The following is a 20,595-nucleotide window of genomic DNA, read 5'->3' on the forward strand; positions in this document are numbered from 1 at the left end:
ACCAGTCCGCAGAGAACAGTGACTGGTGTCGCCTCTCCCGCATGACATGATTGACGTGGCGGATATTCCGTGGTTCTATTTCTCTATAGATACGGAATTGGGAATTAGTTTAGCGGCCGATTATGCTTTATGGCCTGGAAGCCTTAATGTACCGTCGAGTGATAATTGAAAAATACGATTTGAAAATAAATTTCATAAAATCCATACCAATCCATTCGTAGTCCTATGCAATAGATGCAACACCCTCCCCAGCCACTATGGCGTTGCCTCGAAGCAACAGATTTGAATTACGGGGAAGGATTTTTCAGCATTGAAATCACCGACGCAACACGGTTACAAGGAACCACTCGTCTCCGGATTTTGGATTCTCGGGGGCGACATGCGAGGGGTTGGTCGTTCAGACTATCGGAAATGGCGGCGAGGTACCAAGTGGGCAAAGATTCGCCCTCTCTAGGCCCCGAGTGACGCGAGGGGGCGCGGAAGCCCACGCACCGGGCGGTACGTGCAGCGCATCTGCTCTCCCGTCTTTCGGGAGGGCTCCTTCCGCCGGAATAACGTCTCCAGCGCAACGCAGAACAAATGGGGCACCATCATATCTAACGCTGAATCATACCGACAGCGATTTGCACATCGAATTCGTCATCCCGCAAGCTACGGACGAGGACCGTTTCAGGAACTGATTCGAGCGCATTCGAAGCGACTCGCCTCTTACTAGGGCGACAAATCGAAGCCACATTTGGCGGCTGCATTTTCCAGACGCGTGAGTTGTCCTGTCGTCAGTACGTTCGGAACTACGCCTTTTGACGGGTGCCGATTTGAGGCTCAGAGCCGCGAGACGTCGATGAGCACTGTGATAGGACTCCGGCGGCTCCCCGCATCAAGCGCCGCTGACATCACCTCGCCAAGAACTCACCCCCCCCGACAGCCAAGGACGATGCCGGTGCGTCCAACAAGTCAACTCCTGGTTGTTACCGACTAGCGAGAGGGATGTGAACGATGCATTGGCAGAGCCTCGCGGTGAATGCCAACTCACCACGAAGCGCATTTGTTCACACCACTTCGTGAAGACGTACCGAGACACGACTATGCAGGACGACCTTGCAGTTGAGCATTTAGCCAGCCAGCCAACTCGACTGGAGATGCCTGCTGGACAGCAGGTTTTACGTCATACACCTGCATTTCGGGGCCGCTTTCCGGTGTCCATTCGAGCATTTCAATCACCTTCATCGTCCGCCCCTTCGGTGGCAAAAGGTAATCGAGAAGCCGGTTGGTCAGGTCTTCGTGGTGGCTCGTTACAATTACTTGACGGCGGTATTCGTCCGATTCGCAATACGCAAGCTGCCGCAATATTCCTGAAGCTGGTATCAGTTGCCCCATGTCTAGCGCAGTAGTGAAATCGTCAAAAGCGACTATTGGATGTGTAATCCTGTCTCGTAACGCATAGGACAGGCAGACCGTCCAGCATACTGCCAGTTGGGTCTTCTGCCCGGTAGAAAGCCCCGCATACTCGGGCCCGCGCGCAGACACGAACCGGTAGTTCGGTACCTTTGCCGACTTCGATACGATTTGTAATTGAATCGGCAAAAAATCGGATGGAAAGTGGAAGCGCGCCAAAAGGCGGTTCAGTGAGCGCAGCAACTCGCGCAACTGCGCTTCATCGATAGCCGACGTCATGCTGAATACACTGTCCTTTCCAGTTGCCCGTTTGAGCGTACGTTCAGCCTCAATAATCAGCCTTTCAGCCTCTACCCGCTTTTCCTTGCTACCAATCGCCAGGCTTTGGCGCTCAATCTCTCGCTCTAGATTTGCCCATGACCGTGCAGCCGTAGCAAGTTCGCCAAGCGCGACCGTCACCCGGTCGAGCGAGGACCGCGTTTGACGATGCTCCGTTGCACGATTCTCGGCTCGCTCCAAAAGTTCTCCAACAGTAGCTGCCGTATAAGCCCACTCCTCGTCCTTTACCGGAGAAATATAGCTTCGCAGAGTTTGCCGATTATGAATCTCCTTGATTGTGGCTTCAGCGAGCGCTACTTCACTGAGCTTCTCAAGCTCCGACTGTCGAAGCTTTTCGGCAATAGCCCGAGCCTGTGCCGCCAGTGATGGGGCAGAAATCAGGAGGTCACCGAGCCACGACTCAAGTTGTGCTCCTTCGTCCCGCATGGACTCGGGCAACCCTCTCAATGACTCAAGCCAACCTTCCGCTTGCTCGCCTATCTGCTCTAGGGACGGAGCGAGTGCGTTTGAGCCGACTTCAAGCCGGCTTCGTTGCTCGCGTATAACAGAGAGCCGTTGCTGATTCTCAGCAAACTGCTTTTCTATCTCACTTGCCTTAGATATCTCGTCTTGCGCCTTCGGTCCGAAAAGTTCGGACCAGTCTATTTCCCAGTCTGAATCGACGTTCCCCAATGTCCTGCGCAAGGCGTCGACAGGGGCGTGACCGTACGCATCAACAGGCTTTGATGATTCAACCTTCGAACGAAGCGCCTCGCATGCCTGCCCAATCGAATCCAAGACCCGGTCTGTCTCTGTAGCTGTAGCTATAGGCGTGTCTAGCCCGGCCACCTCAGCCAACTTATCAAGTAGATTTCGTAGCTGACTCTGCCAGTAGTTGGCAAGATTCCCACTCTGAATGAGTAAGCTCTGTGAATCGAGGACCGTCGCAACCCAAGGAAAGTCGAGCGCATCCTCCAATGAAAATTTGCTCTTCGCTTGCTCAAAGCGCTGGGCAACAGTTCTTCTCTCCCGCTCAACATCAAATCGTTGCACGAAGATAGCTGTCTTCGCCGTCGTCAGCTCAAATTGTGCATCTTCCAGCGCTCCACGAATGCTTTGCCATGCAGTCGCCGTCGGGGCAACGATGGATAGAATGTCCTGCGAGTTTTCGGGAGAGACGAGCCCCTCCGGAAAGAAAAATTGCGCACGCTCGAGCAAATCAGCGTACGCTCTCCGCGCTGGTAGACTCGAAAGGTCGACCTGCAGCGGACTGTGGCCCATGAGCTCCAAGCGCCCGCTGGTCGCCGTTGAGGTTTTCAAATCTGCCGTGTTTTGGATGAGACTCGTTGGCCCGTTGAGGAGCAAATCGATTGCGAGAAGCAAACTGGTCTTTCCCGTTCCGTTTTTCCCCGTAACCAGAACGAGGTCGGCGTCGAGGTCTACAGTGTGCTCTCCCGAAAACCCCCGAAAATTATGCAGCTTCAATGAATTTATCGGTCTCACGTTCCATCTCCTCCTACCGAGCCTGCACCGTCGGACTGTAGAAGCTCCGACGCCCGCGAGAGCACATCCTCTTTAAGCCAACGGGCAACGCCGCGCTTTGCCTGCGACTGACCGACAGGTTGTCCCGCAACAGCTATTCCGCCCTCTCCATACGCCGCCAGTACCCTCTTAGCGAGCAGATATAGCAGCGAATCCTCCTTCGCTTCCGAGGTCGTCCGCGCCCAAACAGCTTCTAGATATTCCTCCTCTGTTAGCGAACGGAGCGAGTAGCGACTTACGTCACTTCCTGAAGAATCGGTGATAAACGACGTAAATTGACCAGCGTCGGAAAATCCCGCAGCGGTGTAGCGCTCTGCCTCGTAAGGGTAGATAGAAAACGTGCCACGCAGCCAATCTTGGTCGCCTGCCATGCGATGCCAGTGCGGAAACATATTTGATTCACATCGGATAACCAAGGTCACCGGCGAAGTAATGCCCGCAGATGACAAGCTATCTACAAGGTCGCAGATTTCATCACGCAACATTGAAGCTTCATTCAAATCGTCTACTGCGTCAGGCTTAATAATATGGGACGTCGCATCGACGACGCTCATCACAGGCGACACAAACAACCGATTCCATACCAGCCATCGATGCTCACGAAGGTAGACGCGACCGACGTCCGCATCTCTCATCTCGTCTGATAATGCAAAGGCCATGCTAGTCTGGGTGGTGGTCATAACGCGGCTCGACGCTGAAGAAGTGGATTGGTGCGGATGCTAGAGTCCAGCCGACGTCGGAACTTACTTGGGAACCGGACAACTTCCTGAAGGCGCTGCGCGACCTCTGGCAGGGACGCTTCGGCCATGGAGACTGGGAAAATCGTCCGCCAATCGGTTCTCACAATCACGATTGGCTTACGCGTAGCTCCGTCGACCACGTAGGCACGGCGGTCGGCTAACCTTCTGGTGCTACCCGACATGCCAACAATGAGTTCCACTCGCTGCATCGGCCCAGCGCGCATCGGAATCGTCATTGATGCTCCGTCCTCAACCTGACGCCGACCAGAAACATACAAAGCGATGTCCCTGTCCTCGCCGCCGGTCGCGGCAGGTAGGCGTATCTCAATCGGACCACCTGGTAATAAGGATACGCGGCCCCACCATTTGTGCTCTACGGCTGACGCCGATGGGGCCACGGCTTGCTCTGTACGAAGAAGTGAAAACAGCAACGCCAGCTCTGCTGCAAGACTAGGATGGTCGCTAACTGCACAATAGTAGTCTGGATGCGCTCCCGCATCCCGGACATGACTTATGCACCGACTGAGCGCCGGACGCGGCGGTGAAGTCGCATCTAAAAGCCCCCCTGCCTCGGCGAGCCAATGACCAGCAGCGGACGGGTTGCGAAGTTGCTGCGCCGTGCAAGCGTCCAGCGCAGCTGCCAACGCCCGGAGCAATTTGTCTGCATGTGGAATTATCGCTGTAAATGCTGAATTTTCACTTAGAGCGGCATCCCGCAGTTTCGAACAGAGCAGCCGTGCGAATACCATTTGAAATACATCTGCCCACAATCGGTCCGCTGGCAAACACACTGGAGCATCCAATGGGGGTTCAGGGCCATCGCTCCGCTCAGCTCGTTCGTACGGGCCGATGACGAGCGCGTCGCCATCGGTTGCAACGCCCGTCCACCACGCCGCAAAACCATGCACTAGCTGCAGTTGCTGAAAACTTGGATAGTGCTCGTACGCAGTTACAACGGGGGCGTTCTCGGCCTCGAAAATTGGCGCAGGCTGTCTTTTAGTCAGTTCCGAGAACTCTTCGAGCACCTGTTGCAGTGTATGCACTACCTGCGGCTCGTCGCTTCCAAACCCAATCGTTACGAGCGAAGATGTACGGACCTTCGTTCGAAAGTAGTCTGCTGCCCATTTACGTTTCCGCCAGTCTTGTAGCTGCGAGGCCGTCAACAAGATGTCCTTGGCATGACCTGGATTCTCTTTCAACTGTCCCGCGCAGCCATTTATCTTGTAGACGCGAAGAACATGGGCCGTGTCTTCTCCAGGCCGCCGTTCGGAGCTTATCGCCGCGTACGCAGCGAATGTATCTAAGTCGAAAACAGCACGTGTCAACGTCTCCTTACAAGCACTCTCGTTGCGCCATGTTTTTTGGTATGCGCGCTCCAAATTGCAGTCGTAGTTTGTCGTCACGACTTCGGTGATGAGCCCTTCTCGCGCTAGATATGCGAGATAGAAATGTGCCGGCCTTGGGTCGAGGTTCGTGAATTCCTCAATCTGCAGAGCGCTAACGAGCTTCTCGTAGGCGACCTGATTCGCTCCCCCATGCTCCCAAAGAAACGCCTCGCATGCTTTCGTTAGCGCGTTTTGCTCCTTCGCCAGCCGCAAATCGCAAAGAAAGCAATTGGACGAGGTTGGGACCCCAAGGTCACGAAACGCTTGCTGGTAGCAGACTTCGTGTGAAAAGCAGTCGTTGCAGAGCGCACATGCGCGAAATTTAGCCGAATCCTTTCCGAACCGCGTCAAGCGGGCACTAAGCGTTGGTTTCAGCGCCCTATCAATTAGCTCCCATATCTTGTGGCCATCCCATGGCTGGCCATCCTTTGTTGACTGCACGGAAATACCCGCGCCGACGAGAGGCACGGACCGACGATGAAGAATCCGGTTGACGAGATAGCCAAACGAGTTTTCAGCCTTTGATTTCATTATTGACCTTACGCATGCACGCTCGCACCCACGCTCAATCCCCCATAAGCAGACGGCGGACCTTATCGTCCCCCGTGTTCGAACATTCCCGATATCTCCGACCACATTCGGGTGAAATTATCCCAGTCCGTTGCGCCGCTGTTGGTCCGAATTTTCAAACTTGAGTTCGATGATAGCTGCGCCGGCGACGTCAACACGTCACTTGCAAGCGACCAATAGCTTTTAAGCTTGTCGTCTGTACATTTTAGAGGGACAGGATATCGCCCAGCCCACAAAACTGCGTGCTCATAGAAGTCGAACATTGCAAGTTCACCTTCTGTCTTCGATAGACCCACTTCATTAACCAGCGTTCTCAAGCTATGGGTCTTGGGAAACGGATGGCCACGTTGAACCAAAATCGCCTTCAAAATGACCTCTAGTGCGAGCCCGCACATCATATGGTAGACGGAATAACACGCGACATTCATGCTATAGCCGGACGAGAATCCCAGTTTCTCAGCAATCCGTCCTTTGGAATCGTTCTCGATTGCATACCAAAGAGCTCCAGCTGATGCGCGCAGGTCAGCCGCTCTGTTGAACCAATGATTCGGATGATTGCGCTCCTCCGTTAGGGTCGGTCGTGTCGCTAGCCATGAATAAAAATAGTGCTCATCGTCTTCGGTATCGCTCATTGATTTTCCCCGTCTAGCCAATTCGCTCCAATTGCTACTCTGAAAAAATAGTCTACGTCCGCTTGATTTAGCCCGAAGACTCAAGTGCTTTCGCTGCGGCTATTGCATGCCTGCCCAACGCCGCATCTTCTGTCCACTTTCTAACGAGCTCAAGGTCCGTTTGACGTCCTACCGCCCCCAATAAATCCAGCGCGAAAGTTCGATGCTCAGTTAGGAGGTCGTGCCATTGCGCGAGGTTTGCGAATTGCGTCGCGGGTTGATAGCCCTCCGTCAATACCGCTCGCGCTAGCCTACGCACGCCATTGGCATACGCCGGCAGGAACGAAATCTTTTGCTCCCTGTCGTAGAAGCCAAAACTCCTCTCGACGTGTACCACTATGTCGAACGCGTCGGCCACACCACAGCGTTCTAGTTGCGCCCAACGAATTGCTTGCTCTTCGTAATTCGACGCGAGTGGTTTCACGGCTAGGCAATAGAGAAGCTCAGCCGCAACGGACCATGCCGATGCGTTGACAGTGTCTTCATCTACAGAGGGGAGGCCAACGCCCATGGTGGCGAGCGCACGGATTGACAGGAGATAAGTTTCAACTGCCGACTGCGCCCAAGTACCGCTCAAGTCAGGAGCACGGGCAAATTTTTGGAAACATGGCGCTGCCTCGGGAACCGGACTCCTGGCGAGCTCGCGGATGACCATCGGTGTTGTCAAGTCGGCGTACGTGGCAAACGCAGCTCTTACCAGCAACTCCCTACGCTGAGTTTCCGTGAGCAGTTCGTGATACGCCTCGCCGTACAGGTGGTCACAAGGGTGGTCAAAGGTACAAACATACATATGCATAGCACGTTCGGAGGCCAATTGGCCGCGAGGCATCTCGAGCGCCGCTATAAACTCTTGATGAACCGACTCGACAGACAGGTCAGTTTCCGGACCTCCGACGCCTTGAAATGCATCGAATACTAGTGAGTTTGTTAGCGGGTCGTCATCCGTCAACCACGAATCCAGCAGCGCACGGAGTTCGTTCTGCCCATCCTCGTCAAGAAGAGGACCGGTCCGGCGAACGAGGTCGACAACATCTAGTCGTAGGCGGTAAATGCCGGCATCCCAGAGAAAGCGGATGATATCGACGGAATCATCGGGAATGCAGTCAGCGACTGGCTCCAACCGATTTATCATCCCGACGATGATGAGCAACTGCCCGGGTCGAAGGCCCTTGTGCGCGGACAACTGATTCCACAACATCCCATTTAGCTCGGGTGAGCCGTTGTACCGATACAGCGACATAAAACCCTGCTGTATTTGGTGCATGGCACGGAAGACTAGGCTCCCCGGCGGACTATAGACAGCGTTGTATGCGCGTCGGCGAAATGCGATTTTTACGTTTAAATTTTCCGCGCGCAGGCGCTCCGCTTCGTTCCATATGCGCCTATCGACACGTGAAAATGCGTCTAGGACGTCAGGCAATAGGCCATGACATATCGCATGTGGAACGACCGCCAGATAGTTCCCGCAGATACTGGACTCGACATCGTCCGATAGACGTACGCTTACATGATGACGCCCGTCCTCTCCGCTGCCGAACTCAAGGCTCAGCCTCTCATAGTCTTCGGCAGCGCTGTCAAGCGCATCGCGCACTCGGTCAAGAACAAGAGACTTCGCTTTCGCGCCGCACTTGCCATCGATACATGAAACAAGCAGTTCAATTGGTGGCGAATCCAACAGAGCCTCCAGACCGAAGGCACTGCCGCAGCCACCAACAGCAAACTCAGTTAGGGGCCGGTTGATTGGTCTTTCCAACGCTTCGGCCAGCTGTTGAATATCACGACACTGCTCAAGCAAAAACACCGTGCAGAAGTAATCCGCAATCAGCTCGTGCCTAAAAAAGCATCTCCCCGACCGAACAACGACTAGTCCACCTTTCCTTGCCGCACGCCATATGTGCTCCGCCTCACCAGCAGAATCAAGTACCGCTGTCAGTTCACGCACCAATTCGTGCTCGGATATTGTTGACGCAAACCGCTCCCTTATCGTCCAAGCGACTCTGGCCAGTGCTCGATGCCCTACGCCTGCGTAGACCTCCAGCCGCTGCCGGGTGAATGCACTGTAAAGTGAGAAGCGTCCATCCAAACCGCTTTCCTCTAACATGACGCCAGCAAGAATCTCAGCGTCGTGTGCGGTCGCAACGACCTCCAACGATACGAGCTCTTCAGGCTTGGCGGGGCGACAGAGGTGTGCTTCAAGCACCGCTCGAAGATGCGACGGCATCGCATCGGGAATGCTCGCAATGTCGTTGGGAAGCCATGGAATGGGAATTTCTCGCTGGCTCCCGACGACAAGTTGGAGTCCGTAGCGTCGATATAGTGCGAACAGAGCACGCAGGAGATGCGACTGAAGTTTCGGCTGACATTCGTTCAACCCATCGACAAACACAACAGCAGGGTTGGCGGTACTTTTAGAATTACCAAGCACACTCTTCAAGGAAAACGTGGTTGATAAGGCGACCGAACGCTCTAACAGTGGGCGCAGCTCCCCCTCAAATAGCCGTGCCTCAATTGCCATCGGCAACATTCCGGCCGATGCGGTAAGCGCCGACATTTCTTCCAAAACACGAGTTTTGCCGGAGCCGGATTTCCCTACGATAAGCAGGTTGCGGCCTTCCTTGAGCCGCTCGACGCACTCGCCTAGCGTCTGGTCTCGTCCGTCAACGACTAACGATACGGCGACAAAAGGTTTGCTGGCTGCCAAGAGCGTAGCTTGCCACTGGGAAGCGTACTCGGCAGCAAGCCGGTCCGCCTCCGTCGATTCGGTGACATCAGACTGGCGCACCAAGCCAATCCGGGATGCGAATGCTCGCCATGTGTCTAACAATAGCGGACTCGCGAGGTGGGCGCGTATTTGGGAGCACAACTGGCGATATCCACCAACGGAGCACTTAAAGTTACCGCCTGGAATATTGCAGCCTGGAAGAGGCTCGAAGAAAAGGCAAAGATTCGCCCCAACGCCTTGTTTTATGCGCATTGAATCGAGCGTTATGTCCTTCGTGAGTTCGTCTATGACTGCGTAGCGGGCATCAACTGCTTGCTGGAAGGGGTTCTTTGACGCAAGCACCCGCCGTCGACCATCCGGCAGCACGGACTTCCAGTGTCCGTTAACACCACCTTCGACCGGCAGCCCGTAACCTTTCAGTTCGACCACGGTAGCACTGCGTGCGGTCACTACAACAAAGTCAATCTGCGTTCGCGAAGGGCCGCAATAGAAGTTTCCTAGCACGAGACATGGTTCACCGAGAGCTGCGAGGTCGACGCGCAGGCGGCGCAGGAACTTCAGCTCCGTTCGGTCCTCAATCTGATGCCCGAGATAGAGTTCAACACATGACCTATTCTCCGCTGCGACCGCGTCCCTCTCCACGATTCCGCCCACTCCTTTCAGGTTCCTGGTCTTGAGCCCTTCATTGCGCCGTCAAAGACATCTGTGGTCGCCTGAACGCACCATTAGTCTTGCTCATTTACCTAATGGCGCGCATCTCCGATTACAGGTCAGCAGCTCGAAATACTCCGTCTCGCACAAGCGCTGCCAGGCTCAGGGTTACTTGCTTCGGAGCATCTCCTCCGCGCATTAACGTTCCCAATTCGACGTTAAGGTTCATCGCATAGTCGGTCAGATTCGCACTTGACACAAACAGCACGTCGTCATCTGCAACCACAAACTTCGCGTGAAGCGAACCGTGAAGACCCTGACTACTTCGTGGTCGTCTCGACAGCGGCCAAACGTAGGTCGTAACGTGCTCGAGGCGGGACAAAGTGAGCCCAAGCGCTGCGTCAAATTTGACCTTGCCGTCGCTTTCTTCCTTGTCCTCCAAAAGAAAGGATACTTTAACGCCACGTTTGACTGCAGCTTCTATTGCCTGAACGAGGGCCCCAACCTTATAGGCTGCAAACGTTACGATGAACAATGACCGTCGCGCGCCTCCTATCACTTCGAGAAGAACTTGTTCTGTACTTCTAAATCCCGACCACGGAGTGGCGGGACCCGACCATACAAGTTCGACGCTACTCTCACCCCGTAGCTTGGTAGCTTGGTGAAGAGCCCCTTCAATGGCCGCAGCGAGCTCGGCGGCCGGAACAATTTGAGTCCCGCAACGCCATTCCTCGATGACTAGCTGAAACTTAGTGCGTGCCGTGGGGTGTAGGCGTCGTTGCATCTGCAGTAACGCCGCCTCCACTTTCTCAGTTCCACGCAGTTGTCTTAACTGCACCGCGATTGCTATAACAGCATCGGAAGAGACGTGAGCGGAAAAATCCGCGACCGCATCGAGAAGAGGTGTCGGCAGACTCATCATCATTCAAAAAAAGGAACGTTGCCACCACCAATAGTCTGGACGAGGAGTCCTCGGTCAAGATATTTGTTTCCGCGCTCGCATGAAGTCTCAGGGGAAAACATGCACGCGTGACAGGCTGCACCGTGTAGCGAGGAAGTTCCGTCGAGCGCGGGCCGATGCTCTCCGCACAACGGGTCCGAAGCACAAAGTCGAATTTCCTCCAACGCCAGCCTAATCAATCGTCCAAGCCTGTTCGGCTCGCCCAGCGAGACAAGCCCGCCAAGAGTTCCCTCGCTGTCCGGTGCTGCGGTATAGAGAAGCAAGCCCGCCATTGCAGGTTCGTCGTTCCCACCATCTTGGGCGTATATACGCTCACGGATGCTGGCTGACGAGTACCCGGCCTCCATGGACAACTGCCGCATGAGCGCATGGGAGAAAGAATGAATCAGCGCATAGCGAATCCCCGGGTAGCCGCTCTCAGGCTCGGGTATGCGCCGCGCCCTACGCCATGCGGCGTGGGCCCGGAACATCTCCTCGTCTTGAGCTTCGACTCGCCGCACCCATTTACGTATTTCCTGCTCCGAAAATTGCAGAAAGATTCCTTCGCCCCGCACTTCTGAGACAGGCACCCAGATTGGCTTGCTTCTCCCCAGCGGTGCTCGCAACGAAGCGGGAATTTCACTAGGGTCAGAGTAGTCGCCAGGTGACTCGATGCGCGTGAATCCTGTTAGCGCTCGCACCTCTCGTAAGCGTTCCGCTCGGACAACCTTCTCAAAATATCGCTCGTATCCGTGCGGCGCAGCGACGGGGGTTAATTGAAAGTCCCGAGTATTAACGGTTGGGTCTGCGCTTACAAAGACATTCCACTCCGGCAACTTCAGATTCCAGTCCTCGTCATCGGCCTGAGTCCCGTCCTTCTTGTTTTGAATTGCATCCCAGACGGCATCGTCGCCGTAGTCTTCCAAACCCTTCAGGTTCCCAACAGCCCTAAAGGCCCCGACTGTCTCCCGCGATGGAATATGTTGCAGGACTGCCCAACGCTCCTCAATTAGCTGCGGCAGCTTGTCCACGAACATCGGAATTGAAAGTGCTGATAGAGAAATCCCAAACCAACTGTTGGACGCCCCAAGCAGCATAGTCTCAGCATGCTCGTCGCAGCCGCTTGGTGCAAAATCTCGCAAATGTGGCCGCCGCCCGCGACATTCGAATACAGCATCGCTTTCGGCAACCTCACCGAAAGCATCTGACATGCGTCGGTCAAGCCCGCACGTATCACACTTGACCAGCAAATCGACAGCCTCGTCCGAAGCGCCAATTTTCTTGAGTCGCAATGGGCCATTGCACGTTGCCGCGCCACGATGGACAAAGCGCAACCACGGAAAGTCATCCAGATGTCCATGACCGCATGCCATCTGGAAGCGCGCCGGAAGTGCAACCGGCGGCTGTCCAGCCTTACTGCAGTTTGCATGGACAAAGCGCGCGCGGTCGGGCCGATAAGGGTCCGTTTTTAGCTCGAATAGTCCAGAACTGATTGGTGCCAGCAGTTCGCACCACGGACAGCGAAACCACTGCGGAAACGCCGCGACCGGTATCCCAATTTTTGCCGTTCCGAGCGGGTCCGTAGAGGCAGTGTCGGGCTCCACCGGCGGAAGCAATAGCTTCTCCACCTGATTACCGAGTTGAGCCCGTACGGCGCGAAGCAGGCGTTCTTCGCTGACCAATACAGAATGAGTCGTGTCCCAATCGTCCAAGCCCATAACCATCCCGGCAATGTTGGGGAGGTCAATCATTGCGCCAACACCGTAAACGTTCAGCAGTTGCGTGGGTCGGATATCGCCGACCTTGTGTTTTGTCATTGTTGTCCTCCGTTCGTTGCCGGCGGGGTACTTGCGGTCGCCGGCAATGGAGCCGAATATCCCTGTCCGTATCCGTCGTCGAGCGGTTTATCGTCCATGATTAGCCCAACGCTCGGCTCCACGTCACGAAGCGAACCGAGGCAGGTGAATTCTTCCCAATCTCCCGCTCCGGTTTTCTCGAGCAACGCAACCGTCGTTCCGTCCCTCTGGCCTTGAAACCCCAGCCGAGCGCCGCCAGGCTTCGGTGCAGCCTTCTTGAGCCAATAATCTATGCGTGCCTTCAACAGCTTCTCTACCCGCTGTCCTTGCGCCGTCGACTGGGTTACGGACGTGGCTCGCTCAGTTATTGCCTTAACTGCGTCCTTCACGATTGCGTGCGAGCCGTCCAATCGTCCGGCCGCCAAGTTCTCGTTGAATTCGGACGCAGGCAAACGAACCAATGCGGCGAGGACTGCAGATATTCCTCGGTCGACCGCTCGTGCTGCGAATGGCGTGACTGAAAGTGCCTCCACGTGCTGATAGAAGGTCGAGTGGTAGTGCTCGAATCGCTCGTAGTGAGAAAGGTCACGCGGCCGCCCCCAGTTATAGACCGTGCAAACCAAACCCGGAGCCTGCGTGTTTCGCCCGACGCGACTAGTCGCCTGAATGTACTCGGCGGTCCCCTTCGGCTGCCCACCGACAACCATAAGACCCAACCGCTTGATGTCGACCCCGACAGAAATCATGTTCGTTGCCAGAACGACGTCAAGCGGGTTCGCGCGAAGCGGTTTTTTGGCTGCTCGAGCATGGGGCGGCAACAGTGGGTCGTGAGCAAACTCAAGTCGGTCTAGCAAAGCGGGAATATCGCGCGAACTCTTTCTCGAGGTCAATTCCTCGAGGGCCGGTGTGTGACGCTTCGCGAGCCCACGACTATCCATATCGCGCAGACGTGCGCGAATGTCGTCGTCCACGAGTCGGCGCATACCGCCGAGTTCTCGCATGGAATTGAAGTAGCCCAACAACGTCATCCAAGGGTCTGCTGCTTTGCCGTACCTCAAGAACAACGCTTGAGAGGCCGCGAGATAAGCAGAATAGACGCGAATCAGCGCTACCTTCAGTCGACGCCCGAATGCGCTCACCCCGACATAACGGCGTCCCGGATATCGTTCGCTAGGTTCCCGCTGCAAGCTGAAGAAATTATCCCGAACATCGAGCCCTTGGGGTGGGAACACGCGAACATCACGTAAAAATAGCGAGCGCACCTGCTCCGTTGCCTGACGGATAGTCGCTGTAGAGGCAATCAGTTTTGGGCGAACGACCTTTCCATCTACGCTCCAGGAGCACAGCTGGTCCACCGCCGTCTCATACAGCCCAACGAGACTTCCCAGCGGGCCGGAGATAAGGTGCAATTCGTCTTGGATAATCAGGTCAGGCGGTCGAAGCGGCCCATGCTCTACAGCCCTTACTGCTGGTAGTCCGTTTTTGGTCGGATGAGACGAAGCATCTTCCAGACATGGCGAAGTAAACCCATGGCGCGGGCAATACCCGTCAACCTGACCGAACAGCATCTGCGTCGTGCCATTCCAGGGCATCTGGGCGAATTTATCAACTGTTGCTATCAGCAACGCGGGCAGTCGACGATAGATTTCTTCGTCCACCGTTAGGACAGGAATTCCTTCATCCGGTGCCTTCGCACGACTAAATTCGCATTGGCCTAGCCTGTCGCTACAGTATGTGAACACGCGCGCTCTGCCTTGAGCATACGTCTCCACCTTTACGTCATTCCCAAGGTCCAGACCTTCACCGCACCAAGGACAGTTGGTCAACTGTAGCGGAGAGCCCGTACCACTGCCCATGCCAACGCCACGCCCGCCCAGCGTCGATTGATGTGCATCGGCGACGGTGTTAGGCGACGTCTTCATGCCGACCCAAAGCCCGACGCGGAATGGTTCCGTGCCCCAAACGTCGGGCGACCCTCGGCGGATGACCTCACTTGCACAAATCAGCGCAGCGGCACGCTGGAACTGCTGCAAAGTGAGCAACCGAAGCGTATAGCGCATGATGACCGCGACGCCGGCGTGGCCCAGTCGTCCTGCCACGCTGCCTTGAAGGCGTCGGATGCCAAGCGTGTATGCCGTCAAGCCAAGGTACGCCTCGGTCTTACCACCACCAGTCGGGAACCACAGCAAATCGGCGATGGCCGAAGGCGCACTGCTTCGCTCAGGATGGTCAAGCTGCGTTACGCCAGGCAGATTGAGGAGCACGAATGCCAACTGAAACGGTCGCCACGAATAGTTTTCCGGTCGGCTAAGCTCCTCAGCGCCCACTTTTCTGCCAGCGCGCTTCGACTCCGATATGAGCGTGTGGCTGCGCTGCTGCCACATCGCGCGGTTAGCAAACCGGAACGCCCTCAGCGCCTTGGCATCTTGTTGGAGGAGTTCGATACCAGCCGCGATGCGCTCACACGCGACTTCGCAGTTGGTGATAGCGCTCTCGGCAACCTTGCGATAGGCCTCCAGCTCTTCCTTCGGGTCGTCGATTCGAGCCGACTCTTTTTCAATCCATTCTTTATATGCGGCCGGCAATGCGCGAAGCGACCGGAACAGCTCCTCGTCCGACATTTCGGCGAGCGCTTTCATGTCAAGAACTACCTCAGCCAAACGAGGGATGTCCTCTGCTGTAGGCGGTGTCGTCTGAGGTACTTCATATGTCGGTATCGCACGCGTCCGCAAACGAACACACTTTGTGGAATCGCCCGGGTCGACGTCTGCGTGCACAGCAACCCCGTGGCCCACGGCGAATTCAACCTGTGCTCGATAAAGCATCTCAAGCGCCATCTGCTCGGCATGCTGCACAGGGTCAGCCTTCGCCTCGTCACGGAACAAATGCCTGCGTCGAAAGACGGCCCCCTCCTCAGCACCGCGAACTTCAAGTTCGGGTTGGAAAACCCACATCTCGTCTTTAAGGGATTCGCTTTCAGTCTGCCCGTTGACCATGAACAGCGAAACAACCCAGTCGCCGTTGAGCTTGCGAACCCTTCCCTGGAGATAGACCTCGGGCTGCAACTTATCGAGAGGCACAGGAGGAATATCGCCTTCGATGAGGGCGATTGGAAGGCCGACGTTGCCCAGCGGGTACCGCTTCCAGACCGTCAGCGGATTCCCCTTATCATTGACCTGAGTCGGACTCCTTTCGCGTTTATAGCGCCCCCATCGTCCCGTCACAACGACTGACTGAACCTCTCCGGCTATGGTACAGGTGAGTCCTATCGAAGACGGAGACAACGAGTCCGTAGGAAGCGGTGTGTCGTCCGTAGGCCCGTCCTCTCCGGACGCTGACTCATCGTCCGCGAGCACGTCCATTTCGTTCGCACGTAAACGCCTGTTACGCGGTGACAACATGCCTACCAAGTAACGGTCTTGAACACGGGTTTCCGCGACTTCCTCGTCGGGCCCACCACGCGGTCCGAGCAGTTCTTTTTCGACAAGTTCTTCAAGTTCGGCGCGTAACTGCACCGGCGACAGGCTCTCACCCGCCAATATCGATTTCATATCACCAAGCCCCGCCATTTGTGTCCCCTCACTCGCGCGCATCTGCGTCAAAATAAGCCTGCTTGAACGTCTGACTCACTTTGCTCTAAACGGCGTCCGCGCCCGCGAGTTGACCTTCCCTGTGAACGCTTGGTTGGGATAGAAGCAGCGACCTTCGTTTGTTCTTCGTCGTATCGCGCTCGGTTCAGTTTGGACAGCCGCCTAAGAATCTCTAATCTTGCTTCCTCGCATACCGTAAAACGAATCCTGTCACTTTCCGGCAAATACGGGACGGCGTGAAAGCTATGCGCAAGCTCGATGTCCTCCCACCCATACGCCTGCATCACTGCCTCGTCAATTTCGACATGAAGGGCTCGGATGTCGCGAAGTTGCCCATCATTCTGCTCGGGATTATGAAACCGGTTATAAAATTTCGTTAGCCCGAATTGCTCACGCTTCATAACTTGGGCTCGCCGCTCATGAAGTGTGCTCCCGAGTGATTCCAATCGCGGCGTCTCCGTCGCTGGGAATGGGTACGGCTCGAAAACGTCAGTGGGGTTATACACCGCATCTGTCCGCATTGTGCCGCCACGCGCATGCGCCCATACGTAGTGTATGTTCGATGTAAGAACTGCAAACAAAGCACGAGAGTCCGAAGCTATGACCACAAGTTTTTGGTCAAAAACCTTATTATTCTCGACAAACAACGGATACTTAGTCTTGCTCGTTTGAGCGTACACAATCACTTCTGGAAGTGGTGAGAGGGAAGGGCTCCAGTCCTTTGGATGTTTCGCAAACGCATGCCCCCGCCCGACGGCGTGATACATATTTTTGGCGTTTCTACCAAATAGCCACCAGTTCCTTCGATACCCCTCCGCACTCGGGGTGCGCGACAATTTCTCCCGTTCTGGCTTCACCTTCTGCCTGACTATGGCCAACAACTCAGGGAAGTCTTCAGCCACACGGCTTGGGTAGTCGCCAGGAACACATCCCTCTCGCAGCCATTGTGTCTTTCGCTCCTCGTTTGCAGTACCCCAGTCTCCTTCGGCATCCCGTGCAAGAGGCCAATCCCAAAAATTTATTACCCATCGCGACGGTTGATGTTCGGGATGTGTGTTGACGTCTTCGCCGTTCAGATACGGGAACAGCGCTTCCGCGCTCTTCGGGTTCCGAGAGATTAGCTGTGCCGCATTCGTCTCATCGACCGTAAAACCAACACCGAGCACGACCGACCCCTGAAATGCCTTTCCCAAGTTAGCATCGAGCGGTTTGGGACTCCATTCGTCCTCACCCGAAAGGAATGCTGAGATGGTAGGCACTGCGCGACCGTTCAGTCGATAAATTCCGCCCCACTGTCCGTGGCGTACGTAGACAGCGCTAGCCACTACGGATGCCGAGCCCGGCCAAGCAAAGCTTGTTTGGGCGGCATATATGCTGTACCCCTGCTGAAGCATGGCCTCGAGGCCCACTTGTCGCGTATCTCCTTCCGCAATTGTATTAACTGCGAGCAAGCCGATATGACCATTCGCCCTCACTAGCTTTGTCGCACGAAGAAAGAAATATGCGCAAAGGTCTGCGTTTCCACGGCGGCCATCGGCTTGAAACAAGACCTGAAATTCTCGATAGTCCGTACCTAAATTGCCGCTTATTTTCTTTCCTCCGTGGAAGGGAGGATTTCCCAAGATAGCGTCGAAGCCGGCTTTCTCACTATTTAAAAATACTTCTGGAAATTCGATAAGCCAGTGAAACGGACGCCGACTTTTCAGCACCGATTCGCGTTTCTGCATCCGCTCCGCCATAGCATATTGGCCGCGACATGATGACGACTCACTCTTGGCTACGTCTACACCATCAAAGGCAGCACCCAAATCTAGCAGGCGCTCCTCTAGCTGGGCGTCCAACAACTCCAAGCTACGTGCGGCGTCGCTACTGGCAGTCGCAAGGCCAGCACCAATAACGGCGTTAGCTATTTGGCGCACGCTCTCCAATGCGGCCTCTGATTCCTCAAGAAGCCTAGCCTTGATTTCAGCATCAACGATATCAAGCACCGTAAAGCGCTCAAGTTCCAGACGCTTTTCTTCTGCATCTTGCAACACGGCTGCTGACTGTGCCTTGATATAGTCGTGTAACTGCGCGGACGAACGATTGGGTAGCAGGTGAAATGCTTCAATTTGCGCGCCACTATGTAGTCCCAGAAGGCTATCACCGCATTTAATTGCGTGGTCCAAGAACGTAAACGGTCGATTCTTGTAAAGCGTCACGAGCCACAGCGAGAGTTTCGCCATCTCCACCGCCATTGGATTGACGTCTACGCCGTACAAGCAGCGTTCCGCGACAAGACGACGAGCGAGTGCGAGGCGCTCCTCCACGTCGACCGGCAGTAGCTGTTCACTGTGATTTGAACCAGCAGGCAACGCTTCAGGGACGAAGAGGGGCACCTCTGGTCGCTCCGCTTCGGCGCGGTTCCACGCCTCGACCAGTCGCTCTGAGAGGTAGCGGCACGCTTGGACTAGAAATGCACCAGAACCACATGCGAAATCACAAATCTTCAGAGACAAAATCTCTGCAGCAGTCTTGAGTTCGTCTCGTGTGGGCTCGCCTCCCCGGTCAACGCGTGCGTACAGAAGCGGCTCCAAAGTCGCCTTTACGACAGGCTCGGTGAGGCTTCTAGGCGTGTAATGTGTTCCCGTACTGCGTCGGTCGGACCCTGACGTCACATAGACGCTGCCCTGTTGCACAATTACAGGGTAGCCGTTGCTGTCCTCTCGAAGGAGAAGTCCGTATCGTTTGACCCGGTCATAGAGACCACCGGCCGCTCCGCACGCCGATTGCAGCATAAGCGAATCGGCATCGCCGGCCTGCGCGAGCGCTCGGCGTATAGCCGCCGGCGTCCGTCCGGTGTTCTCACGCAAGAACGCAACGAGTTCATCCTCGCCAGCGGTTGCGTGCTCCTCCAGTTCGGTGAGTGCAATTTCAATATCGTTGCCGCCACTGGCTTTTAATCCCAGCACCGGTGAAGACGCGCGTTTAGCCGTATGGTCTAGCAGCCCCTCATACACATGCCCAATCTGTTCGATATCGAGCGCGCGGAACGACAACCGACGTCGCTCAATCCCGCCTCCCGGCACGGGCACTCGCAGGAACTGCAGCGATTCCAACAGATGCAATACCGTGCGGTTGTTGATTGGAATGGGTACTGCTGGGTAATCAACCCACGAGGCACCTGCTTTCCGGCCTTCCAAAAATGGATAGCGGTCCGGGTCAAACAGGGCTCCCCCATACGCGGGCAAGCGCATCGCATCGTGCTCTACTCCGCCGTAGACTACGCGGCAGGTGGCCAAAAATCGGCTCCACGCGTCGTGCCGATGCTCGAGAAGCTGCTCATCGGATACCTCTCGTAACTGGTCGCGCAGCGTCGAAATTGCGTAGTAGCGGTCGTACAACGCGTCGCCAAGCAATAGAAGTCCACGCTCCTCGGCGGAAAACAGAAATACAAGGCGCATCATGACAGTGAGGGCGGCTTGGTAAAGTTCCCTCTCGCCGATATTGCCCAAGAACCGCCCTTGCTGCTCGACATCAATGCGGTCAAGTGCCTGAATCAATACCTCTACTGCTTTCAACACCTGTTGACCGAGTTGGTCAGTGACTTCCTGTTGATTCAGCGCGCTTTCCGCGAGCATGTGCGGAAGCGTCTCGTTCTGAGCCACGCCGAAGAATCGACCCACTCCAAGTAAAGAGACAAAGGCTCGCAGGGTAAGTGGTTCTTCGGACCAGAGGCTCGCGTCCCAAGTGATGTAGCTAGTGGTTTCGCCGGGCTTCGCCGCTACCAGAAGCCACTTCTCTCCGTTGGTCACAAGGCCGAGCGGAACCCCAGTCGCATGCAGCAACGTCATCATTCGTGTGTCTGGCGACCCGGTCTTCCATGCAGTCCCGGGTACCGGCTTCGTAAGCGCTTGGCTCGCTGAATATACGCTCACCAAAATGCGAGGAAGCGTTTCGGTTGGTGCCTTAAGCGCATATGTCGGTCGGAGCGTTTCGCCGTGCTCGTGAAGGCGCGCCTCTAAGCCATCTGGCAATGCCTGCCCTGTGAGCAAATAGTCATCCGGATAACCAAGTGTGCGTTTAAGCACGAACTCGAGCCATGCGGTGTGAATCGCGACATCCTGCCGATGGTCTTCCCATTCCCCGAATGCGAGGCGAGCGTTCTTGGATATCTCAGCATCGTGCGCGTCCAGCCCTTGGGGAAAGACTCGTAACAACACAGGCAAGGAAAGGAACGGTCCAGAAACCTCAACTAGCGACAACCATTCGTTATGTTGGCGAGCAATGGACATG

9 protein-coding genes are annotated in these 20,595 nt (G+C 55.6%); all 9 read right to left on the reverse strand.

Translation table 11 applies throughout. The features are described 5' to 3' along the window. Positions 1 to 1,083: 1,083 nt before the first annotated feature. Positions 1,084 to 3,216: an AAA family ATPase gene (locus A3CW_RS0120350; RefSeq protein ID WP_081771735.1), complete on the reverse strand. Its 2,133-nt coding sequence runs from the start codon at positions 3,214 to 3,216 to the stop codon at positions 1,084 to 1,086. Then, the gene (locus tag A3CW_RS0120355; protein ID WP_028205213.1) at positions 3,213 to 3,935 is read right to left on the reverse strand and encodes a hypothetical protein; all 723 of its coding nucleotides are present in this window, start codon (positions 3,933 to 3,935) and stop codon (positions 3,213 to 3,215) included. Before A3CW_RS0120355 ends, A3CW_RS0120350 begins: the two co-directional genes overlap by 4 nt. After that, positions 3,932 to 5,911, reverse strand: coding sequence for an SIR2 family protein (locus A3CW_RS51090; RefSeq protein WP_081771736.1), 1,980 nt, complete (start codon positions 5,909 to 5,911; stop codon positions 3,932 to 3,934). Before A3CW_RS51090 ends, A3CW_RS0120355 begins: the two co-directional genes overlap by 4 nt. 62 nt (positions 5,912 to 5,973) lie before the next feature. Then, the gene (locus tag A3CW_RS51095) at positions 5,974 to 6,582 is read right to left on the reverse strand and encodes a HEPN domain-containing protein (RefSeq protein ID WP_081771737.1); all 609 of its coding nucleotides are present in this window, start codon (positions 6,580 to 6,582) and stop codon (positions 5,974 to 5,976) included. Positions 6,583 to 6,649: 67 nt separating this feature from the next. Next, positions 6,650 to 9,997: an NERD domain-containing protein gene (locus A3CW_RS0120365; protein ID WP_028205215.1), complete on the reverse strand. Its 3,348-nt coding sequence runs from the start codon at positions 9,995 to 9,997 to the stop codon at positions 6,650 to 6,652. Between the two features lie 109 nt (positions 9,998 to 10,106). Then, positions 10,107 to 10,919 carry a DISARM system phospholipase D-like protein DrmC gene (gene drmC / locus A3CW_RS0120370; protein ID WP_028205216.1) on the reverse strand — a complete coding sequence of 271 codons (813 nt, stop codon included), beginning with the start codon at positions 10,917 to 10,919 and terminating at the stop codon, positions 10,107 to 10,109. Continuing rightward, positions 10,916 to 12,751: a DUF1998 domain-containing protein gene (gene drmB / locus A3CW_RS0120375; RefSeq protein ID WP_028205217.1), complete on the reverse strand. Its 1,836-nt coding sequence runs from the start codon at positions 12,749 to 12,751 to the stop codon at positions 10,916 to 10,918. The genes drmC and drmB overlap by 4 nt, the downstream gene beginning before the upstream one ends. Continuing rightward, the gene (gene drmA / locus A3CW_RS0120380; protein ID WP_154677989.1) at positions 12,748 to 16,299 is read right to left on the reverse strand and encodes a DISARM system helicase DrmA; all 3,552 of its coding nucleotides are present in this window, start codon (positions 16,297 to 16,299) and stop codon (positions 12,748 to 12,750) included. Before drmA ends, drmB begins: the two co-directional genes overlap by 4 nt. 29 nt (positions 16,300 to 16,328) lie before the next feature. Further along, positions 16,329 to 20,594 carry an Eco57I restriction-modification methylase domain-containing protein gene (locus tag A3CW_RS0120385; protein ID WP_028205219.1) on the reverse strand — a complete coding sequence of 1,422 codons (4,266 nt, stop codon included), beginning with the start codon at positions 20,592 to 20,594 and terminating at the stop codon, positions 16,329 to 16,331. Position 20,595 lies beyond the last annotated feature (1 nt).

The sequence above is a fragment of the Paraburkholderia nodosa DSM 21604 genome (genome assembly GCF_000519185.1).
In the GTDB taxonomy this organism is placed as follows: domain Bacteria; phylum Pseudomonadota; class Gammaproteobacteria; order Burkholderiales; family Burkholderiaceae; genus Paraburkholderia; species Paraburkholderia nodosa.

Coding starts and splice junctions, on each gene's coding strand:
- drmC (WP_028205216.1), bottom strand. CDS start 10,919: ATGATGATGAGTCTGCCGACACCTCTTCTCGATGCGGTCGCGGATTTT.
- A3CW_RS0120355 (WP_028205213.1), bottom strand. CDS start 3,935: ATGACCACCACCCAGACTAGCATGGCCTTTGCATTATCAGACGAGATG.
- A3CW_RS51090 (WP_081771736.1), bottom strand. CDS start 5,911: ATGAAATCAAAGGCTGAAAACTCGTTTGGCTATCTCGTCAACCGGATT.
- A3CW_RS51095 (WP_081771737.1), bottom strand. CDS start 6,582: ATGAGCGATACCGAAGACGATGAGCACTATTTTTATTCATGGCTAGCG.
- A3CW_RS0120385 (WP_028205219.1), bottom strand. CDS start 20,594: ATGTCCATTGCTCGCCAACATAACGAATGGTTGTCGCTAGTTGAGGTT.
- drmB (WP_028205217.1), bottom strand. CDS start 12,751: ATGACAAAACACAAGGTCGGCGATATCCGACCCACGCAACTGCTGAAC.
- drmA (WP_154677989.1), bottom strand. CDS start 16,299: ATGGCGGGGCTTGGTGATATGAAATCGATATTGGCGGGTGAGAGCCTG.